19 protein-coding genes are annotated in these 16,992 nt (G+C 68.0%); 11 read left to right on the forward strand and 8 right to left on the reverse strand.

Annotated elements, in window-relative coordinates:
- Positions 1–2: 2 nt before the first annotated feature.
- Genes KCH87_RS38305 through KCH87_RS38315 form a run of 3 tightly spaced genes read right to left on the reverse strand, consistent with a single transcriptional unit; the run spans position 3 to position 1,272 of the window.
- Positions 3–236, reverse strand: coding sequence for a DUF397 domain-containing protein (locus KCH87_RS38305; protein WP_210592490.1), 234 nt, complete (start codon positions 234–236; stop codon positions 3–5).
- Entirely contained in the window at positions 229–414 is a 186-nt protein-coding gene (locus tag KCH87_RS38310; protein ID WP_210592491.1) for a DUF397 domain-containing protein, read from the reverse strand. The genes KCH87_RS38305 and KCH87_RS38310 overlap by 8 nt, the downstream gene beginning before the upstream one ends.
- Positions 415–426: 12 nt before the next feature.
- A complete protein-coding gene (locus KCH87_RS38315) occupies positions 427–1,272 on the reverse strand; it encodes a helix-turn-helix transcriptional regulator (RefSeq protein ID WP_210592492.1) in 846 nt (281 codons plus the stop codon).
- Between the two features lie 133 nt (positions 1,273–1,405).
- Here KCH87_RS38315 and KCH87_RS38320 point away from each other — a divergent pair, with 133 nt between their 5' ends.
- From KCH87_RS38320 to KCH87_RS38350, 7 genes are all read left to right on the forward strand, one after another.
- The gene (locus KCH87_RS38320; protein WP_210592493.1) at positions 1,406–1,870 is read left to right on the forward strand and encodes an ATP-binding protein; all 465 of its coding nucleotides are present in this window, start codon (positions 1,406–1,408) and stop codon (positions 1,868–1,870) included.
- Between the two features lie 135 nt (positions 1,871–2,005).
- The gene (locus KCH87_RS38325) at positions 2,006–2,929 is read left to right on the forward strand and encodes an alpha/beta hydrolase family protein (protein ID WP_210592635.1); all 924 of its coding nucleotides are present in this window, start codon (positions 2,006–2,008) and stop codon (positions 2,927–2,929) included.
- Positions 2,930–3,063: 134 nt separating this feature from the next.
- The gene (locus KCH87_RS38330) at positions 3,064–4,077 is read left to right on the forward strand and encodes a bifunctional lytic transglycosylase/C40 family peptidase (protein WP_247197447.1); all 1,014 of its coding nucleotides are present in this window, start codon (positions 3,064–3,066) and stop codon (positions 4,075–4,077) included.
- A 19-nt stretch (positions 4,078–4,096) separates the two neighbouring features.
- Positions 4,097–4,540 (forward strand): helix-turn-helix transcriptional regulator, encoded by a 444-nt coding sequence (locus tag KCH87_RS38335; RefSeq protein WP_210592494.1) that lies wholly within the window; start codon positions 4,097–4,099, stop codon positions 4,538–4,540.
- A 10-nt stretch (positions 4,541–4,550) separates the two neighbouring features.
- Positions 4,551–4,964 (forward strand): VOC family protein, encoded by a 414-nt coding sequence (locus KCH87_RS38340; protein ID WP_210592495.1) that lies wholly within the window; start codon positions 4,551–4,553, stop codon positions 4,962–4,964.
- A gap of 113 nt (positions 4,965–5,077) precedes the next feature.
- Positions 5,078–7,435, forward strand: a complete 2,358-nt coding sequence (locus KCH87_RS38345; RefSeq protein ID WP_210592496.1) for an excinuclease ABC subunit UvrA — start codon at positions 5,078–5,080, stop codon at positions 7,433–7,435.
- Positions 7,436–7,640: 205 nt separating this feature from the next.
- Positions 7,641–8,348 carry a phosphatase PAP2 family protein gene (locus KCH87_RS38350; protein WP_210592497.1) on the forward strand — a complete coding sequence of 236 codons (708 nt, stop codon included), beginning with the start codon at positions 7,641–7,643 and terminating at the stop codon, positions 8,346–8,348.
- 112 nt (positions 8,349–8,460) lie between these two features.
- Here KCH87_RS38350 and KCH87_RS38355 read toward each other — a convergent pair whose 3' ends face one another.
- A complete protein-coding gene (locus tag KCH87_RS38355) occupies positions 8,461–10,020 on the reverse strand; it encodes an FAD-binding oxidoreductase (protein ID WP_210592498.1) in 1,560 nt (519 codons plus the stop codon).
- 441 nt (positions 10,021–10,461) lie between these two features.
- On the opposite strand from KCH87_RS38355, the gene KCH87_RS38360 reads away from it, so the two are divergent.
- A complete protein-coding gene (locus KCH87_RS38360; RefSeq protein WP_210592499.1) occupies positions 10,462–11,295 on the forward strand; it encodes a hypothetical protein in 834 nt (277 codons plus the stop codon).
- 123 nt (positions 11,296–11,418) lie between these two features.
- Complete coding sequence (locus KCH87_RS38365; RefSeq protein WP_210592500.1) at positions 11,419–11,601, forward strand: hypothetical protein; 183 nt, start codon at positions 11,419–11,421, stop codon at positions 11,599–11,601.
- 89 nt (positions 11,602–11,690) lie between these two features.
- Here the strand turns inward: KCH87_RS38365 and KCH87_RS38370 are convergent, their stop codons facing one another.
- A complete protein-coding gene (locus KCH87_RS38370) occupies positions 11,691–12,047 on the reverse strand; it encodes a metal-sensitive transcriptional regulator (RefSeq protein WP_247197438.1) in 357 nt (118 codons plus the stop codon).
- 227 nt (positions 12,048–12,274) lie between these two features.
- On the opposite strand from KCH87_RS38370, the gene KCH87_RS38375 reads away from it, so the two are divergent.
- Positions 12,275–12,895 carry a DUF47 domain-containing protein gene (locus KCH87_RS38375; protein WP_210582535.1) on the forward strand — a complete coding sequence of 207 codons (621 nt, stop codon included), beginning with the start codon at positions 12,275–12,277 and terminating at the stop codon, positions 12,893–12,895.
- Positions 12,896–12,904: 9 nt separating this feature from the next.
- Positions 12,905–13,903, forward strand: a complete 999-nt coding sequence (locus KCH87_RS38380; protein ID WP_210592501.1) for an inorganic phosphate transporter — start codon at positions 12,905–12,907, stop codon at positions 13,901–13,903.
- Between the two features lie 99 nt (positions 13,904–14,002).
- Here KCH87_RS38380 and pstB read toward each other — a convergent pair whose 3' ends face one another.
- The 3 genes from pstB to pstC are packed head-to-tail and all read right to left on the reverse strand — an operon-like array spanning position 14,003 to position 16,888.
- Positions 14,003–14,779: a phosphate ABC transporter ATP-binding protein PstB gene (gene pstB, locus KCH87_RS38385; RefSeq protein WP_210592502.1), complete on the reverse strand. Its 777-nt coding sequence runs from the start codon at positions 14,777–14,779 to the stop codon at positions 14,003–14,005.
- 49 nt (positions 14,780–14,828) lie between these two features.
- Positions 14,829–15,890 carry a phosphate ABC transporter permease PstA gene (gene pstA, locus KCH87_RS38390; protein ID WP_210592503.1) on the reverse strand — a complete coding sequence of 354 codons (1,062 nt, stop codon included), beginning with the start codon at positions 15,888–15,890 and terminating at the stop codon, positions 14,829–14,831.
- A complete protein-coding gene (pstC, locus tag KCH87_RS38395; RefSeq protein ID WP_210592504.1) occupies positions 15,887–16,888 on the reverse strand; it encodes a phosphate ABC transporter permease subunit PstC in 1,002 nt (333 codons plus the stop codon). Before pstC ends, pstA begins: the two co-directional genes overlap by 4 nt.
- Positions 16,889–16,992: the final 104 nt, after the last annotated feature.

The following is a 16,992-nucleotide window of genomic DNA, read 5'->3' on the forward strand; positions in this document are numbered from 1 at the left end:
GTCTACGCGTCTTCTACGAAGTGGTCGAACTCGCCTGCCTGTACGCCGAGTACGAAGGCGTCCCACTTGCGGCGGTTCGTCGTGACCACGTTGTCCGGGTCGCTGGTCTCGCGGATGTAGACCGGGGCCTCCCCGTCGTCCCCCTCGCCGAAGGCGATCTCGATCCAGGGGCCGGGACCGGTTGCCTCCGACGGTGCGGCGCGTTCCCAGGTGAGGTTCGGGGGGATGTCAGGCACGGGGTTCTTTCTTGAGAGCGGTGAGGAGGGCATCGAAAGCGGCCGGCGTGGCCGTGAGTATCGCGCCGGTGGGGTCGCTGCTTTCGGTGAGATGGATCGTTTCGGTGGTGGTCGCGACGTGGACGCAGGAGTCGCCCTGGGCGCAATAGGACGACTTCTGCCAGGTGAGTTGAGTCATCGCGGGATTTCCTCACAGGTCCTGGGTGATCTTGTGGATGAAGTCACGTGACTCCACGGCCGAGAGCGCGCCGGCTTCCATGCGGTCCAGGAGTACGCGGTACTTGTCGAGTTGGGCCTCGGAGTCGAGGAAGACCGGGCCGTGGGACTGGGCGAGGTGCACGGTGTCGAGCTGAGGTACCGGCCCCTTGGAGTAGTAGAAGGACTGGCCCGAGCCGGGGAGCGTGGCGGCGTCGAACGGGATCACGCGGATGGTGATGTGGTCGCGCTCGCTCATGTCCAGCAGGTACTGAAGCTGCGCCCGGGTCACGGAGGGGCCGCCGAACTTCATGCGCAGAGCAGCCTCGTGGACGATTGCCTGGTGCGGTGTCGGCGAGTCCCGGTAGAGCACGGCTTGCCGCTTGATGCGGAACGAGATCCGGTGCTCGATGTCGGGGGGTGACATCTCCGGCACGTCCTGGCGGAAGATCTCGCGAGCGTAGTCCGTGGTCTGGAGCAGGCCGGGGATGTGCACGGTCACGGCGGCGCGCAGTCGCGTTGCGTGGTGCTCGACTTCGGCGAGGTCCAGCAGGGCAGCGGGCAGGATCTCGCGGTACTCCTCCCACCAGCCGCGCGTCCGCTCGGTTGCCATCTCGCCGAGCGCCTCGACGAGGGCCTTGTCCCCGCAGTCGTAGTGGCAGGCAAGCGTGCGCACTCGCTCGGGGCTCACTCCCGCACGTCCGGCTTCCACATTGCTGATCTGGTTCTGCTGCACGCCGAGCAGTCGACTCGCCTGAGTGGAGGTCAGGCCCGCACGCTCCCGGAGTTTGCGCAGCTCAGTGCCCAGGCGGAGTTGACGACCCGTTGGGTTGTTTCGCACGTGCGTCCGCCCTCCTTGTCACTCAAACGGGTGGTGAATCAGTACTTTCCCTGGATCCATCTAAGAACTTATACGGATCCCGCTACCTTACAACTGGGCACCGCCCAACTCCCCACAGTGATCGGAGACTTCCATGGCCACCGTATCCCCGCCCTGGGCCTACACCCTCCACCTCCCGCACGATCCACACGCACCGGGCATCGCCCGAGCCACCCTCCGTACCGTCCTCGCCGCCCACGGGCTCACCCACGCCATCCCCACCGCCGAACTCATGGCCTCCGAACTCCTCACCAACGCCCACCTCCACACGGCCGGCCCATACGCCCTCCGCCTCCGTCCGATGGAATCCGGCCGTCTTCGAGTCGCCGTATGGGACACGGACCCGAGGGTCCCTCCAGGGTTCCGTGCCGACGGCGTCCCGCTCGCCGAACCCCCGCTCGACGCCGAAGACGGTCGCGGCCTGCATCTCGTACGGGCCAGTGCCGACTCGGTCGGTGTCTCCGTGCTGCGGGAGCTGGGGGCCTCGAAGGGTGGGAAGCTGCTGTGGGCCGAGTGTCCGGTGGCCCCGCTTCCGCCAAGCATCAGTTGTCCGAGGTAGTGACCCTCGCCCCAGCGATCCGTACGCTCCCCGGTGGTACTCGTCAGAAGCCGATCGGTTCGCTGAGAGTGGAGGCCCGCCGTGCACCGTGGCCATGCCCGCCCGTTGATCTGGACAGTCCTGGTCGCCCTGGTCATGGCGGTCCTGCCCGGAACCGCGGCCGCGGACCGATCGGGCGGGGGCGGTGGTGCCCGGGTCGTGGCGGAGGAGAAGGTGGGGCCTCGCCTGGTCGACCTGACCGTCGCGTCGCCCGCTCTGGGCCGCACCGCCAAGGTGCGGCTGCTGACCCCGGACGGCTGGGACGAGCGGCGGAAGGGGCAGCGATGGCCCGTGCTGTTCCTGCTCCACGGCTGCTGCGACACGTATGACAGTTGGACCCGGGAGACTGACGTCGCCGCGCTGCCGCAGCTCCGCAACACACTGGTCGTCATGCCCGAGGGCGGACCGGCCGGGTGGTACAGCGACTGGTGGAATCACGGCAGCGGCGGTTCGCCGGCCTGGGAGACCTTCCACCTGCGCGAGCTGCGCCCGCTGCTGGAGCACGGCTACGGCGCCGGCCACCGCCGGGTGATCGCCGGGCTGTCCATGGGCGGCCTCGGCTCCCTGCTCTACGCCGCACACCACCCAGGCATGTTCCGGGCCGTGGCGAGCTACAGCGGCGTGGTGCATCCCCTGTACGCCGACTTCCCGAACGGCCTGATGGACCTGTTGGAGGAGTTCGGCGAGGACCCGCTCGCGCTGTGGGGCGACCCGGTGGCCCAGCGCGACATCTGGGAGGCGCACGACCCGTACTACCTCGCGAAACGGCTGCGTTCGAGCCCCGTCTTCCTGTCGAGCGGCGACGGCACGGCCGGCCCGTTCGACCCGCCCGGCACCCAGGACGACCTGGAGGCACAGCTGAACGAGATGAACCACGCCCTCGCCGGCCGGCTCAAGGCCGCCGGAGTGCGGCTCACCACCGACTTCTACGGACCCGGCACCCACGACTGGCCCTACTGGGAGCGTGAACTGCATCGCTCCCTGCCGCTGTTGCTGCACGCCCTGAAGTCCGGCCGCTGACTGAGCGTCAAGGGCGGCCCGACCGACCACGAGAGAATCGGCTGCTCCGGCCGGCTCTCCTTTCGTGTGATCACACCGCCCCTCGGGGCAGTCTCTAGACTGACGTGGGCGCAATCCCGGGCGGCGAGGGGCGGTTGACGGTGCGTAAGGCGTGGATCGTGGCGGGTGCTGCCCTCGCGGCGGGGCTCAGCTTCGTGATGCTGCTCGTCGTCGGCGTGTACATCGTCGCCGGGAACCTCGCCAACGGGGTGGGCGGAGCCTCCAAGTCGCTGGCCAAGGGGGCCGTGCCCGCCGCCTACCAGACCCTCGTGCAGAAGTGGGGCACCATGTGCTCCGCGATCAATCCCGCGCTGCTCGCCGCCCAGCTGTACCAGGAGAGCGGGTTCAATCCGAATGCGCAGAGCCCGGCCGCGGCGCAGGGGATAGCGCAGTTCATTCCGGGGACCTGGGCCACGCACGGTGTCGACGGGGACGGGGACGGGGACCGGGATGTGTGGGATCCGAACGACGCGATTCCGTCGGCCGCCTCGTACGACTGCAAGCTCGCGTCGTATGTGAAGGACGTGCCGGGGGACGCCACGAAGAACATGCTCGCCGCCTATAACGCGGGGGCGTACGCGGTCATCAAGTACGGAGGCGTGCCGCCGTACTCGGAGACCCAGAACTACGTGAAGACGATCACGACGCTCGAGGAGAGCTTCGCCGCGCCCGTCTCGCGCGTGGATCCCTCCAAGCAGGCCGCCGGCGCCATCTACTACGCCCAGAAGAAGCTCGGCACGCCCTATCTGTGGGGTGGGAACGGGACCTCAGACCAGGGCGGGCGGTTCGACTGTTCCGGGTTGACCAAGGCGGCGTACGAGAGTGTGGGGGTCACCCTGCCGCGTGTCGCCAACGATCAGTACAACGCCGGGGCGCATCCCTCACGGGCGGAGCTGCTGCCGGGGGATCTGGTGTTCTTCTCGGACGACCTCACCAACTCCCGGGCCATCCGGCACGTGGGGATCTATGTGGGCGGCGGTTACATGATCGATGCGCCGAGGCCGGGGGCCGTGATCCGGTTCGACCCGATCGACACACCGGACTACTTCGGGGCGACGAGGGTCACCGAGGACGGTGGAAAGGCGCTGGCGCTGACGGGGCAGGGGTGACCCACGTACGCTCTTGAACGTGACCAACCCGCCCGTCCCGGAGCAGCGCCTGCGCGATCTCGCGCGGCTGCGTCGTGTCCGCGACCGGATCGACCGGGAGTACGCCCAGCCGCTCGACGTCGAGGCGCTGGCGCGCGGTGCGCACATGTCGGCCGGGCATCTGAGCCGGGAGTTCCGGGCCGCGTACGGCGAGTCGCCGTACAGCTATCTGATGACGCGGCGCATCGAGCGCGCGATGACGTTGCTGCGGCGCGGGGACCTCAGCGTCACCGAGGTCTGTTTCGAGGTCGGCTGTGCCTCGCTGGGCACCTTCAGCACACGCTTCGCCGAGCTGGTCGGCATGCCGCCCAGCACCTACCGGCGGCTCGCGGCGGACGCGACGGAGGGGATGCCGGCGTGCGTGGCGAAACAGGTGACCAGGCCGATCAGGAATCAAGAAGCGTCGGCACCGGGCCGCCGCTAGCGTGACGTGCATGGACATCACCATTCACGCAAGCGTCCTTCCGCAGGACGACCCGGAGGCGGCCCTGGCCTTCTACCGGGACACGCTCGGCTTCGAGGTCCGCAGCGATGTCGGACAGGGTCTGATGCGCTGGATCACGGTCGGGCCCGTCGGACAGCCCGGCACGTCCATCCTGCTGGCGCCGCCGGCCGCCGACCCCGGGATCACCGATGATGAGCGGCGCGTCATCGCCGAGATGATGGCCAAGGGGACGTACGGGTGGATCCTGCTGGCTACGAACGATCTCGACGGTGCGTTTGAGAAGGTGCAGGGTAGCTCCGCGGCGGAGGTTGTTCAGGAACCTACCGAGCAGCCGTACGGGGTTCGGGACTGTGCGTTTCGCGATCCCGCGGGGAACATGGTCCGCATCCAGGAACTCAAGTGAGTTGAGCTGAGCGCTGTGGTTGTCGGTTGGCTGCGGGTCCGTTGTGGCTGGTCGCGCAGTTCCCCGCGCCCCTAAAGGGGCGCTGTTGTTCCGCCCCTTTAGATGGAGACACGATGACGTCGCACGCTGCCGATCTTCACGACATGATTCGCGTGCACGGTGCGCGGGAGAACAATCTCAAGGACGTCAGTATTGAGATACCGAAGCGTCGGCTGACGGTGTTCACCGGGGTGTCCGGGTCGGGCAAGAGCTCGCTGGTGTTCGACACGATCGCTGCGGAGTCGCAGCGGCTGATCAATGAGACGTACAGCGCCTTCGTGCAGGGCTTCATGCCGAATCTGGCGCGGCCCGAGGTCGATGTGCTCGATGGGCTGACGACCGTGATCAGCGTGGATCAGCAGCGGATGGGTGCCGATCCGCGGTCCACGGTCGGTACCGCCACCGATGCGAACGCGATGCTGCGGATCCTCTTCAGCCGGCTCGGCAAGCCGCACATCGGCCCGCCCAGCGCGTACTCCTTCAACACCGCCTCGGTCCGGGCGGCCGGTGCGATCACCGTCGAGAAGGGCAACAAGAAGGCGGTCAGGGCGACCTACGAGCGCACCGGCGGCATGTGCACCCACTGCGAGGGCCGGGGCAAGGTCTCCGACATCGACCTCACCCAGCTCTACGACGACTCCAAGTCGCTCGCCGAGGGCGCGTTCACCATCCCCGGCTGGAAGTCGGACAGCCAGTGGACCGTGGGGCTCTACGCCCAGTCGGGCCTCCTCGACCCGAACAAGCCGATCCGTAGCTTCACCAAGCAGGAGATGCAGGACTTCCTCTACGGCGAACCGGCCAAGGTGAAGGTCAACGGCATCAACCTCACCTACGAGGGGCTGATCCCCAAGATCCAGAAGTCGTTCCTGTCGAAGGACAAGGAGGCGATGCAGCCGCACATCCGGGCGTTCGTGGAGCGGGCCGTCACCTTCACCACCTGCCCCGAGTGCGACGGCACCCGGCTCAGCGAGGGCGCCCGGACGTCGAAGATCAAGAAGATCAGCATCGCCGACGCCTGTGTGATGGAGATCCGCGACCTGGCCGAATGGGTCCGCGGGCTGGGCGAGCCGTCGGTGGCGCCGCTGCTCACCAAGCTCCAGCACACGCTCGACTCGTTCACGGAGATCGGCCTCGGCTACCTCTCGCTCGACCGGCCCGCGGGCACGCTGTCGGGCGGCGAGGCGCAGCGCGTGAAGATGATCCGCCACCTCGGCTCGGCACTGACCGACGTCACCTACGTCTTCGACGAGCCCACCATCGGGCTGCACCCCCATGACATCCAGCGGATGAACGACCTGCTGCTGCGGCTGCGCGACAAGGGCAACACGGTTCTGGTCGTGGAGCACAAGCCGGAGGCGATCGCGATCGCCGACCATGTCGTCGACCTCGGCCCCGGCGCCGGTACGGCGGGCGGCACCGTCTGCTTCGAGGGCACCCTCGAAGGGCTCCACGCCTCCGGCACCATCACCGGCCGCCATCTCGGCGACCGGGCCGCCCTGAAGGACACGGTGCGCAAGGCCACCGGCGCCCTGGAGATCCGCGGCGCGACGGCGAACAACCTCCAGGGCGTCGACGTCGACATCCCGCTCGGGGTGCTGACCGTCGTCACCGGCGTCGCCGGCTCCGGCAAGAGCTCGCTCGTGCACGGCTCGGTCCCCGCCTCCGAGGGCGTCGTCTCGGTCGACCAGGCGCCGATCCGCGGCTCCCGGCGCAGCAACCCGGCGACGTACACCGGACTGCTCGAACCGATCCGCAAGGCCTTCGCCAAGGCCAACGGCGTCAAGCCGGCCCTGTTCAGCGCCAACTCCGAGGGCGCCTGTCCGACCTGCAACGGCGCCGGCGTCATCTACACCGACCTGGCGATCATGCAGAGCGTCGCCACCACCTGCGAGGACTGCGAGGGGAAGCGGTTCGACGCCTCGGTCCTGGAGTACCACCTCGGCGACCGGGACATCAGCGAGGTGCTCGCGATGTCGGTGACCGAGGCCGAGGAGTTCTTCGGCGCCGGCGAGGCCCGTACGCCCGCCGCGCACGCCATCCTCGACCGGCTCGCCGACGTCGGGCTCGGCTACCTCACCCTCGGCCAGCCGCTCACCACGCTGTCCGGCGGCGAGCGGCAGCGGCTCAAGCTGGCCACGCACATGGCCGACAAGGGCGGCGTGTACGTCCTCGACGAGCCGACGACGGGCCTTCACCTCGCCGATGTCGAGCAGCTGCTCGGTCTGCTCGACCGGCTCGTCGACTCCGGCAAGTCCGTCATCGTCATCGAGCATCATCAGGCCGTCATGGCACACGCCGACTGGATCATCGACCTCGGACCCGGCGCCGGGCACGACGGTGGCCGAATCGTTTTCGAGGGCACCCCCGCCGATCTCGTCGCCGCGCGCTCCACCGTCACAGGTGAGCACCTTGCGGCGTACGTCGGAGCCTGACCGTCGGCCGACCCCCACGGAACGGACAAGACTGTCCAGCATGGCCTGAACCGATCCCTGAACTGAGCGTCAACCACCCCCCTGAGCTGCGGTGATGAGTATCTCTTCGATAACGTCTGAGTGATCATTCGGTGGAGTGTGGAACGTATTAACAGGAGCCGTGCGTTCCTGGTGACGTAGAGAGACGACGAAGGGGCCGCGCACCATGGCTGGACTCGCAGAATCCGGGTCGAACCCCGACGTCGAGCTGCTTTACGACATCAATGGCCTGGCCAAGGACGCGCCGCGGTGGTTCGACCGGGGTGTGGAGTTCGTCGGCGAGTTCGGGCTGCTGATCGCCATGGTGCTGCTGGTGCTCTGGTGCTGGTGGAATGTCCGGCAGCGGGGTGGCGAGGATGCGGTGTCTTCCGTTGCCGCGCTGGTGTGGGCGCCCCTTGCCGCCGGGATCGCGGTGCTGGTGAATGTGCCCATACGGGGATTTGTCGAGCGGCCCCGGCCCTTTCTCGACCACCAGGGGCTGGATGTCCTGGTGGGCGGGAAGACCGATTACTCGTTTGTGAGCGATCACGCGACGATCGCCATGGCCATGGGGGTCGGGCTTTTCGTGGCGAACAGGAAATTCGGGGCGGCGGGGATTGCGCTGGCCCTGATCGAGGGCTTTTGCCGGATCTATATGGGTGTGCACTATCCGACGGATGTCGTGGGTGGGTTCGCGCTCGGTACGGCTGTGGTGTTGCTGCTGTCTCCGCTGGCGATGGCGCTGCTTACGCCGGTGATGAAGGCGGCTGAGGGGTCCGGCAGGGCGTCGTGGCTTATTCGGGGGCGGGGGAGAGTCGGGGGGAACGAGGAAGCGGTGATTCCCGGGGCTCGGGCTGAGCCTGCCGGGGCCGAGGAACGGGACCTGGCCGCGTAGCTGGGCGGCGTTGGGGCTGGGGCGGGGTGGGTCGCGCAGCCCGGCGCTGACGGGGTGCCGCCTGCGCCCACCCGTGCCGCCCCAGGCGGCACGCATGCCCGCAGCTTGGGGCTTACAGCGCCTGTGGATATGTGAAGAACTTCTCCGGGTCGTACTGCTTCTTCAGTTGCTGGAGGCGTGTTGCCGCATCGCCGTAGTACGCCTTGCGCCAGTCCTTCAGGGTCGGGTCCGTGTAGTTCTGGTAGGCGGCGCCCGAGGCGTACGGCTGCATCGCGGTGTGGGCCGAGGTCAGCCAGGACTGCGCCGTCGTACCGGAGGTGCCCGCTCGCCAGGAGGCGACGTACTGGGCCAGCATGCGGGAGCGGCGGTGGACGAAGGCCGTCGCCGTGGGGGAGACGCGGTTGACGGCGCCGCCGAGGGCCGTGATGTCGATACTGCCGGCGCCGCCCCGGACCGAGGTCAGCTGGGACAGCAGCGTCTGGATGCCCGCGGCGGAGAGCGAACGGTCGAAGAAGTCCGACTTCCCCGCGTATGTCTCGCGGTTCAGGGCGCCTTCGGGGGAACGGCCGGGGGTGGAGCCCGGGAGATGGCACTGTGCGTCGGACGCGAAGGACGAGCAGCCTGCGTAGAGGTCCATCGAGGCCTCGTAGGAGCGGCGCTTCAGGGAGACGCTGGTCGCCGGGGACCCTATTCGGTCGGCCAGTCGGTCCACCGCGTTCTGGAGTTCGCCGTAGGTGCCGAGGGAGAAGGCCGCGACGGAGATGGTCGGTGTGCTGCCGGCCCCGGCCAGGTGGAGGGACGACCAGATCTCGTCGGGCCGGCTCGGGCCCCACTCCTGCCAGGCCCGCACCACCGCCGCCGCCTTCGACCACGGCCAGCTCATGTACGCCGACACCGCCTGCGGGGCCGGGTGGGTCTTGAACCGGAGTTCCGTCACGACGCCGAAGTTGCCGTTGCCCGCGCCGCGCAGCGCCCAGAACAGGTCCTTGTTCTCGGCGGCGTTGGCCGTCAGCTGCTTGCCGTCGGCCGTGATCAGTGTCGCCTGGGTGAGGCTGTCGCAGGTGAGGCCGTAGGCGCGGGAGACCACTCCGTGGCCGCCGCCCAGGGCGAGGCCCGAGACCCCCACCGTGGGGCACGAGCCCGCCGGGATGGTCACGCCCTTTGCCGCGAGGGCCCGGTAGACGTCGATCAGTTTGGCGCCGGCGCCGACCACGGCCGTACCGCCGCTCGCCCGGACCCTGCTGAGCTTCGACACGTCGACGATCAGACGGCCGTTACCCGAGGACCAGCCCGCGTAGGAGTGGCCGCCGTTGCGGATCGCCACCTGGAGGTTGTGGGCCCGGGCGTAGGAGAGGCTCGTGCGGATGTCGTCCGGGTGCGCCACGTAGGCCACCGCCGCCGGCTTCAGGCTGTCGAAGCGGGTGTTGTAGAGCTGCTGGGCCGCCTTCCACTGGGCCTCGCCCGGGCGGACCAGGGTGCCGTCCAGTTCCTGCGCCAGGGCGGACCAGTTCGCGGCGGCGGTCTTGGTGGCGGTGGACATGCCCGTGGTCAGGTCCGCGGTGGCGGAGGTGGTGCTGCGGGCCGCGCCCGATGTTCCCCCGCCGCTGCACGCCGCAGTCGTCAAGCCCGCGATCGCGGCCGCGCCGCCTCCGATGAACGTACGCCGTTCCATGTGCGCCTCCTGTCGGCTTCCGTGGAACGAGACGGGACCGCGGAGGCACGGGTTCCACCGCCGGCCGCGGTGTGACAAGGCTGCGGTCTTGTCACAGGATGCCCTGGGATACGGGCGGGCTCACGTGCGGGAACGGCGCCACTACCCCGGTGCGCTCGCGTGCCCCTTCGCGTCCGTTCTCGCCTGGCTGCGGGCTCTGCGGGCCGGTCCGCGCCAGCCGCAGGTGCAGCGGGCTGTGCAGAACTTGCCTTGGTCAACCGTTGATGTGCGGTGTTCCGGGAGTGCCTGGCGGGAATCCAGGCCATCGTGCTGCGCCACGCATCAACCGTACCCAGGGCAGGTAAAGGGGCCCACTGCTCGGCGTGACGGTGCCACCTACTCGTCGTTAACCGAAACGACAGGGGGCCAGGGACGGACGTAGCGGCTGGGGGTAGGCAGGCGATGGCGGAGCGGCAACGGCGACAGTGGCGGACAGCGGCGGGCGTCGCGGGACTCATGGTCTGCGCCTGCGCCACGGGGTGTTCCGGCGGAGCCGCCGCCGAGGACGCACGTGCGTCCGCCGATCCCGTCGAGACCCTGCACCGGGCGGCCGACCGGCTGGTCGACGCCGGCACCTCCCAGGCCCGTACGTCCATGGAGATGGCCACCGGCGGAACCCGCGTCACCATCCGGGGCGAAGGGGTGTACGACTTCTCCCGGCAGCTCGGGCGGCTGGAGGTGCAGCTGCCGCAGGACCCGGCGGGCACCCCGGACCATCGCTCGATCACCGAACTCCTCGCCCCCGGCGCGCTGTTCATGAAGAACCGGGGAGCCGGAGTGCCCGCCGACAAATGGGTACGGGTGGACACCGCCACGCTGTCGGACGGCAATCTCGTCACCGGCGGGGCCACCGACCCGTACGCCGCCGCCGAACTGCTGCGGGGGACGCGCACGGCGACGTACGCGGGAGAGACCGAGGTCGCGGGGACCCCGGTACGGCACTACCGGGGGACCGCCGATCTCGCGGACGCGGCGCAGGATGCCTCGGAGGGGAACCAAAAGGCGCTGGCCGCAGCGGCGAAAGGGTTCGCCACGGCCTCCGTGCCGTTCGACGTCTACCTCGACGACCAGGGGCGCATCCGTAAGATCCGGCACCGGTTCAGCTTCGTCAACGGACAGCAGAAGAACACCGTCGCGGTAGCCTCGACGACCCTGCTGTACGACTTCGGGACCCCCGTCGACGTAGAGCTGCCGGAAGCCGGTGACATCTATGCCGGTCGGATCGCCGAGGAGTGAGCGGCGGCCGAGGGGGAAGGCGCGCGGAAGAGTGACGGACGTCAAGAACTAGCCCGTCCGTGCCATGCGCGTTGTGTAGGCCGCTCCCTACTCTAGGAAGTCGGTGACGGCAGAGAAGAGGTGATGCACGTGGCTCCGGTCGGCGGTACGGCAGTTCAGGACCACGTGGCCCTCGCCGAGATCGAGCTGTGCGGAGACCTGATCATCGCGGCGTCCGCCGCCCACGAGGATCGGCTCAGCCTTGAGAGCATCGACGAGGTGCTGAAAGTGGCCGAAACACGCGATCGCTCCGCTGAGGGCCAGTAGGTCTCTGCGGGTGCGTTGTGGCTGGTCGCGCCCACGCGGCGGAGCCGCATATCGATACAGCCCCGCGCCCCTTTGGGGCGCGAGGAATCTCACGTACGTAGCAGGCGGGCGATTGCCTTTGTTGCTTCCTCCACCTTTGCGTCGATCTCCTCGCCGCCCTTGACGGCCGCGTCGGCGACGCAGTGGCGCAGGTGCTCCTCCAGGAGCTGGAGGGCGAAGGACTGTAGGGCCTTGGTGGAGGCGGACACCTGCGTGAGTATGTCGATGCAGTAGACGTCCTCTTCGACCATGCGCTGAAGGCCACGGATCTGGCCCTCGATCCTGCGCAGGCGTTTGAGGTGTTCGTCCTTCTGTTTGTGGTAGCCGTGGATGCCGCGGTCGTGGTCCGTCACCACGGCCGGGGTGGCCTCGGAGTGCGCTCCTGCGCCGGCCTCGGTGGTCGTCATCGCGTCCTCCAGACACATATACCCCTACTGGGTATATCGTACCGAACTTTGCTGGGTATAGGGCTCTTGGCCAATGCCGCAGGCAGAAGCCAGGACCGAACCCTTGTTACGCCCCTGTGCAGAGCACTCTGTTCGATGGGCGACACTGGGAGACGGCCCATTAGCCATGGCCGGATGATGTGCCTAGCATCAGCCTGACCGAAACCGAAGCATCCCGAGGACCCCACGTGCGCTTTCGTCTGACCCCCAGGGAGACGAGCTTCTACGACATGTTTGCCGCATCCGCGGACAACATCGTCACGGGCTCGAAACTCCTGATGGAATTGCTCGGGGCGGACACCGCCGGCCGGGCCGAGATCGCAGAGCGTATGCGGGCCGCGGAACACGCAGGTGACGATGCTACGCACGCGATCTTCCACCAGTTGAACTCCTCGTTCATCACGCCGTTCGACCGTGAGGACATCTACAAGCTCGCATCGTGCCTCGACGACATCATGGACTTCATGGAGGAGGCCGTCGACCTGGTCGTCCTCTACAACGTGGAGGAACTTCCCAAGGGCGTCGAGCAGCAGATCGAGGTACTGGCGCGGGCGGCCGAGCTGACGGCCGAGGCGATGCCGAGTCTGCGGACGATGGACAACCTCACCGAGTACTGGATCGAGGTCAACCGGCTGGAGAACCAGGCCGACCAGATCCACAGAAAGCTTCTTGCGCACCTCTTCAACGGCAAGTACGACGCGATCGAGGTGCTGAAGCTCAAGCAGATCGTGGATGTGCTGGAGGAAGCCGCGGACGCGTTCGAGCATGTGGCGAACACGGTGGAGACCATCGCCGTCAAGGAGTCCTGAGCCCACGCCATGGACACCTTTGCGCTGGTCGTGACCATTCTGGTCGCGCTCTTCTTCACGTACACCAACGGCTTTCACGACTCGGCCAACGCGATCGCGACGTCCGTATCGACGCGCGCTCTGACGCCGAAGGCCGCGCTGGCGATGGCCGCCGTGATGAATCTGGCCGGTGCCTTTCTGGGCAGCGGGGTCGCCAAGACGGTCAGTGAGGGGCTGATTCAGACACCCGAGGGGTCGAAGGGGATGGGGATCCTCTTCGCCGCGCTGATCGGGGCGATCACCTGGAACCTGGTCACCTGGTACTACGGGCTGCCCTCGTCGTCCTCGCATGCCTTGTTCGGTGGCATGGTGGGGGCCGCGCTCGCGGGCGGTACGACCGTGTACTGGTCCGGGGTGCTGGAGAAGGTCGTCATCCCCATGTTCGTGTCGCCGGTGGTGGGCCTGGTGGTCGGCTATCTGGTGATGACGGCGATCATGTGGATCTTCCGGCGGGCCAATCCGCACAAGGCCAAGCGCGGGTTCCGGATCGCGCAGACGGTGTCCGCGGCGGGGATGGCTCTCGGGCACGGCCTTCAGGACGCGCAGAAGACCATGGGCATCGTGGTGATGGCGCTGGTCATCGCCGATGTCGAGGACTACGGCGATCCGATTCCGGTGTGGGTGAAGATCGTCTGCGCCGTGATGCTGTCGCTCGGTACGTATGCCGGTGGGTGGCGGATCATGCGGACGCTGGGGCGGAAGATCATTGAGCTGGACCCGCCTCAGGGGTTCGCGGCGGAGACGACCGGCGCGTCGATCATGTTCACCACCGCGTTTCTCTTCAAGGCGCCGATCTCGACCACGCACGTCATCACGTCGGCGATCATGGGTGTCGGTGCGACGAAGCGGGTGAACGCCGTGCGGTGGGGCGTCGCGAAGAACATCGTGCTCGGGTGGTTCATCACCATGCCGGCCGCCGCGCTGGTGGCCGCTGCTTCGTACGGGGTTGTGAACCTGGCGTTCCTGTAGCGGCCGTGAGAACGACGACGGGCCCGTCCCCCGGGAGCCGGGGGACGGGCCCTTATCGACCTCGCGGTGGCACCGCCATGCAGCACCGCGAGGGGTCTGTCAGCCGAAGCGGCCGGAGATGTAGTCCTCGGTGGCCTGGACCGACGGGTTGGAGAAGATGCGCTCCGTGTCGTCGATCTCGATGAGCTTGCCGGGCTGGCCGACGGCGGAGAGGTTGAAGAAGGCCGTGCGGTCGGAGACCCGGGCGGCCTGCTGCATGTTGTGCGTCACGATGACGATCGTGAACCGTTCCTTCAGCTCGCCGATCAGGTCCTCGATGGCGAGGGTGGAGATCGGGTCGAGGGCCGAGCAGGGCTCGTCCATGAGCAGGACGTTCGGCTCCACCGCGATCGCGCGCGCGATGCACAGACGCTGCTGCTGACCACCCGACAGGCCGGAACCCGGCTTGTTCAGACGGTCCTTGACCTCGTTCCAGAGGTTCGCGCCCTTGAGGGACTTCTCGACGACGTCGTCCAGCGCGGACTTCTTGTACGAGCCGTTGAGCCGCAGACCGGCCGCCACGTTGTCGTACACCGACATCGTGGGGAACGGGTTCGGACGCTGGAAGACCATGCCGACCTCGCGCCGCACGGCCACCGGGTCGACCCCGCCGCCGTACAGGTTCTCGTCGTCGAGCATGACCTTGCCCTCGACCCGGCCGCCCGGCGTCACTTCGTGCATGCGGTTGAGCGTGCGCAGGAACGTGGACTTGCCGCAGCCGGACGGGCCGATGAAGGCGGTCACGGAGCGGGGCTCGACGGTCATCGAGATGTCTTCGATGGCGCGGAAGGAGCCGTAGTAGGCGTTCAGCCCGCTTACGTCAATTCGCTTGGCCATGGGTATCACTGCTTCTTTCGGAAATCAGATCGGTCGCTGTATGGCCGCGTCAGCGACCGGACTTGGGGGCCTTCCAGCGGGCGATGCCGCGGGCCGCCAGGTTCAGGATCATCACGAAGGCGATCAGCGTGAGCGATGCGGCCCAGGCGCGGTCGTACGCCGCTTCCGAGCCCGCGCTCTGCGAGTACTGCTGGTAGATGTACAGCGGCAGCGACGCCTGCGCACCCTCGAACGGGTTGTTGTTGATGAACGGGTTACCGAACACCAGCAGCAGCACGGGCGCGGTCTCACCGGCGATACGGGCGACCGCCAGCATGATGCCGGTGGTGATGCCGCCGATCGCGGTCGGCAGGACCACCTTCAGGATGGTGCGCCACTTCGGGATGCCCAGCGCCAGGGATGCTTCCCGCAGCTCGTTCGGGACGAGCTTGAGCATCTCCTCCGTGGAGCGGACCACGACCGGCATCATCAGGATCGTCAGCGCGAGCGCGCCTGCGAAGCCGGAGAAGCCCAGGTCGAACATCAGCAGGATCGAGAGGATGAACAGACCGGCGACGATCGACGGGATACCCGTCATGACGTCGACGAAGAAGGTGACGGCCCGGGCGAGGTTGCCGCGCCCGTACTCCACCAGGTAGATCGCGGTGAGCACGCCGACCGGCGCGGCGATCACGGTGGCGATGCCGACCTGCTCCAGGGTGCCGATGATGGCGTGGTAGATACCGCCGCCCGGCTCGGAGTCGGCGACCACGCCCATGGAGTGGGACAGGAAGTAGACGTCGAGGACCTTGACGCCTCGGGAGACGGTCGTCCACACCAGGGAGACCAGCGGGACCACGGCGAGCAGGAAGGCGACCCAGACCAGCGACGTCGCGATGCGGTCCTTGGCCTGACGGCGGTTCTCGACGCGCGAGGCGATGACGAACGTACCGAGGACGTAGAGGATCGCGGCGATCAGACCCCACTGGATCTTGCTCTCGATCCCGACGGCCAGGCTGAGGCCGATGGAGACGGCGAGGGAACCCGCGGCGATCGCCCACGGGCCCCAGGTCGGCAGCTGGCCGCCCTGAAGGGAGCCGGGACGCTTGGCGGTGGCGGCTGAGTGGCTCATGCGTTGGCCCCCGAGTACTCCTTGCGGCGGGCGATGATCATGCGTGCCGCGCCGTTGACCAGCAGGGTGATGACGAACAGGACCAGACCGGAGGCGATCAGCGCGTCACGTCCGAACTCGTTCGCCTCGGGGAACTTGCTGGCGATGTTCTGCGCGAAGGTGCCGCCGCCCGGGTCCAGCAGGCTGGCGTGGATCAGGAAGTCCGGGGAGAGGACGGTGGCGACGGCCATCGTCTCGCCGAGCGCGCGGCCGAGGCCGAGCATCGAGGCGGAGATCACGCCGGAGCGGCCGAAGGGCAGCACGGCCATGCGGATGACTTCCCAGCGCGTGGCGCCGAGGGCCAGGGCCGCTTCCTCGATCATCTGCGGAGCCTGGCGGAAGACTTCACGGCTCACGTTGGTGATGATCGGCAGGATCATGATCGCGAGCAGGATGCCGACGGTGAGCATCGAGCGGGCGGGGCCTTCCTGCCACGAGAAGATGCCGGTCCAGCCGAAGTACTCGTTCAGCCAGCCGAAGAGGCCGTCCATGTGCGGTACGAGGATCAGGGCGCCCCACAGGCCGTACACGATGGACGGTACGGCGGCGAGCAGGTCGATCACGTAGGCGATCGGGCCGCTCAGCTTGCGCGGGGCGTAGTGGGTGAGGAACAGCGCGATGGCGACGGCGATCGGGACCGCGATGACCATGGCGATGATCGAGGAGACCACCGTGCCGAAGGCCAGGACGGCGATACCGAAGACCGGCGGGATCGCGGTGGCGTTCCACTCGAAGGTGGTGAGGAAGTTGCCCTCGTCATCGCCGATCGCGATGGCGGCTCGCCAGCTGAGGAAGACCGCGATCGCGGCCATGATCACCAGCAGGAAGATGCCCGACCCACGGCTGAGAGCGAGGAAGACCCGGTCTCCGGGTCGGGTGGCGCCACGGGCGGCGCGCTTACGCTCGCCCTCGGTCGGCTGAGGTGCGGGGGGAGGTGTGTCTTGTGTGGCTATGTCCATCGGTTTCTCCGGTCTGCGGAGCCGTACTCGGCGTGCGGCTCCTGGCGGCGGTGCACCGGACGGTGCGGCCCGGCCCCCCAGGGGGACCGGGCCGCACACTCAGG

Origin of the sequence: Streptomyces sp. GESEQ-35 (assembly GCF_017948485.1) — a bacterium.
Taxonomy (GTDB): Bacteria; Actinomycetota; Actinomycetes; order Streptomycetales; family Streptomycetaceae; genus Streptomyces.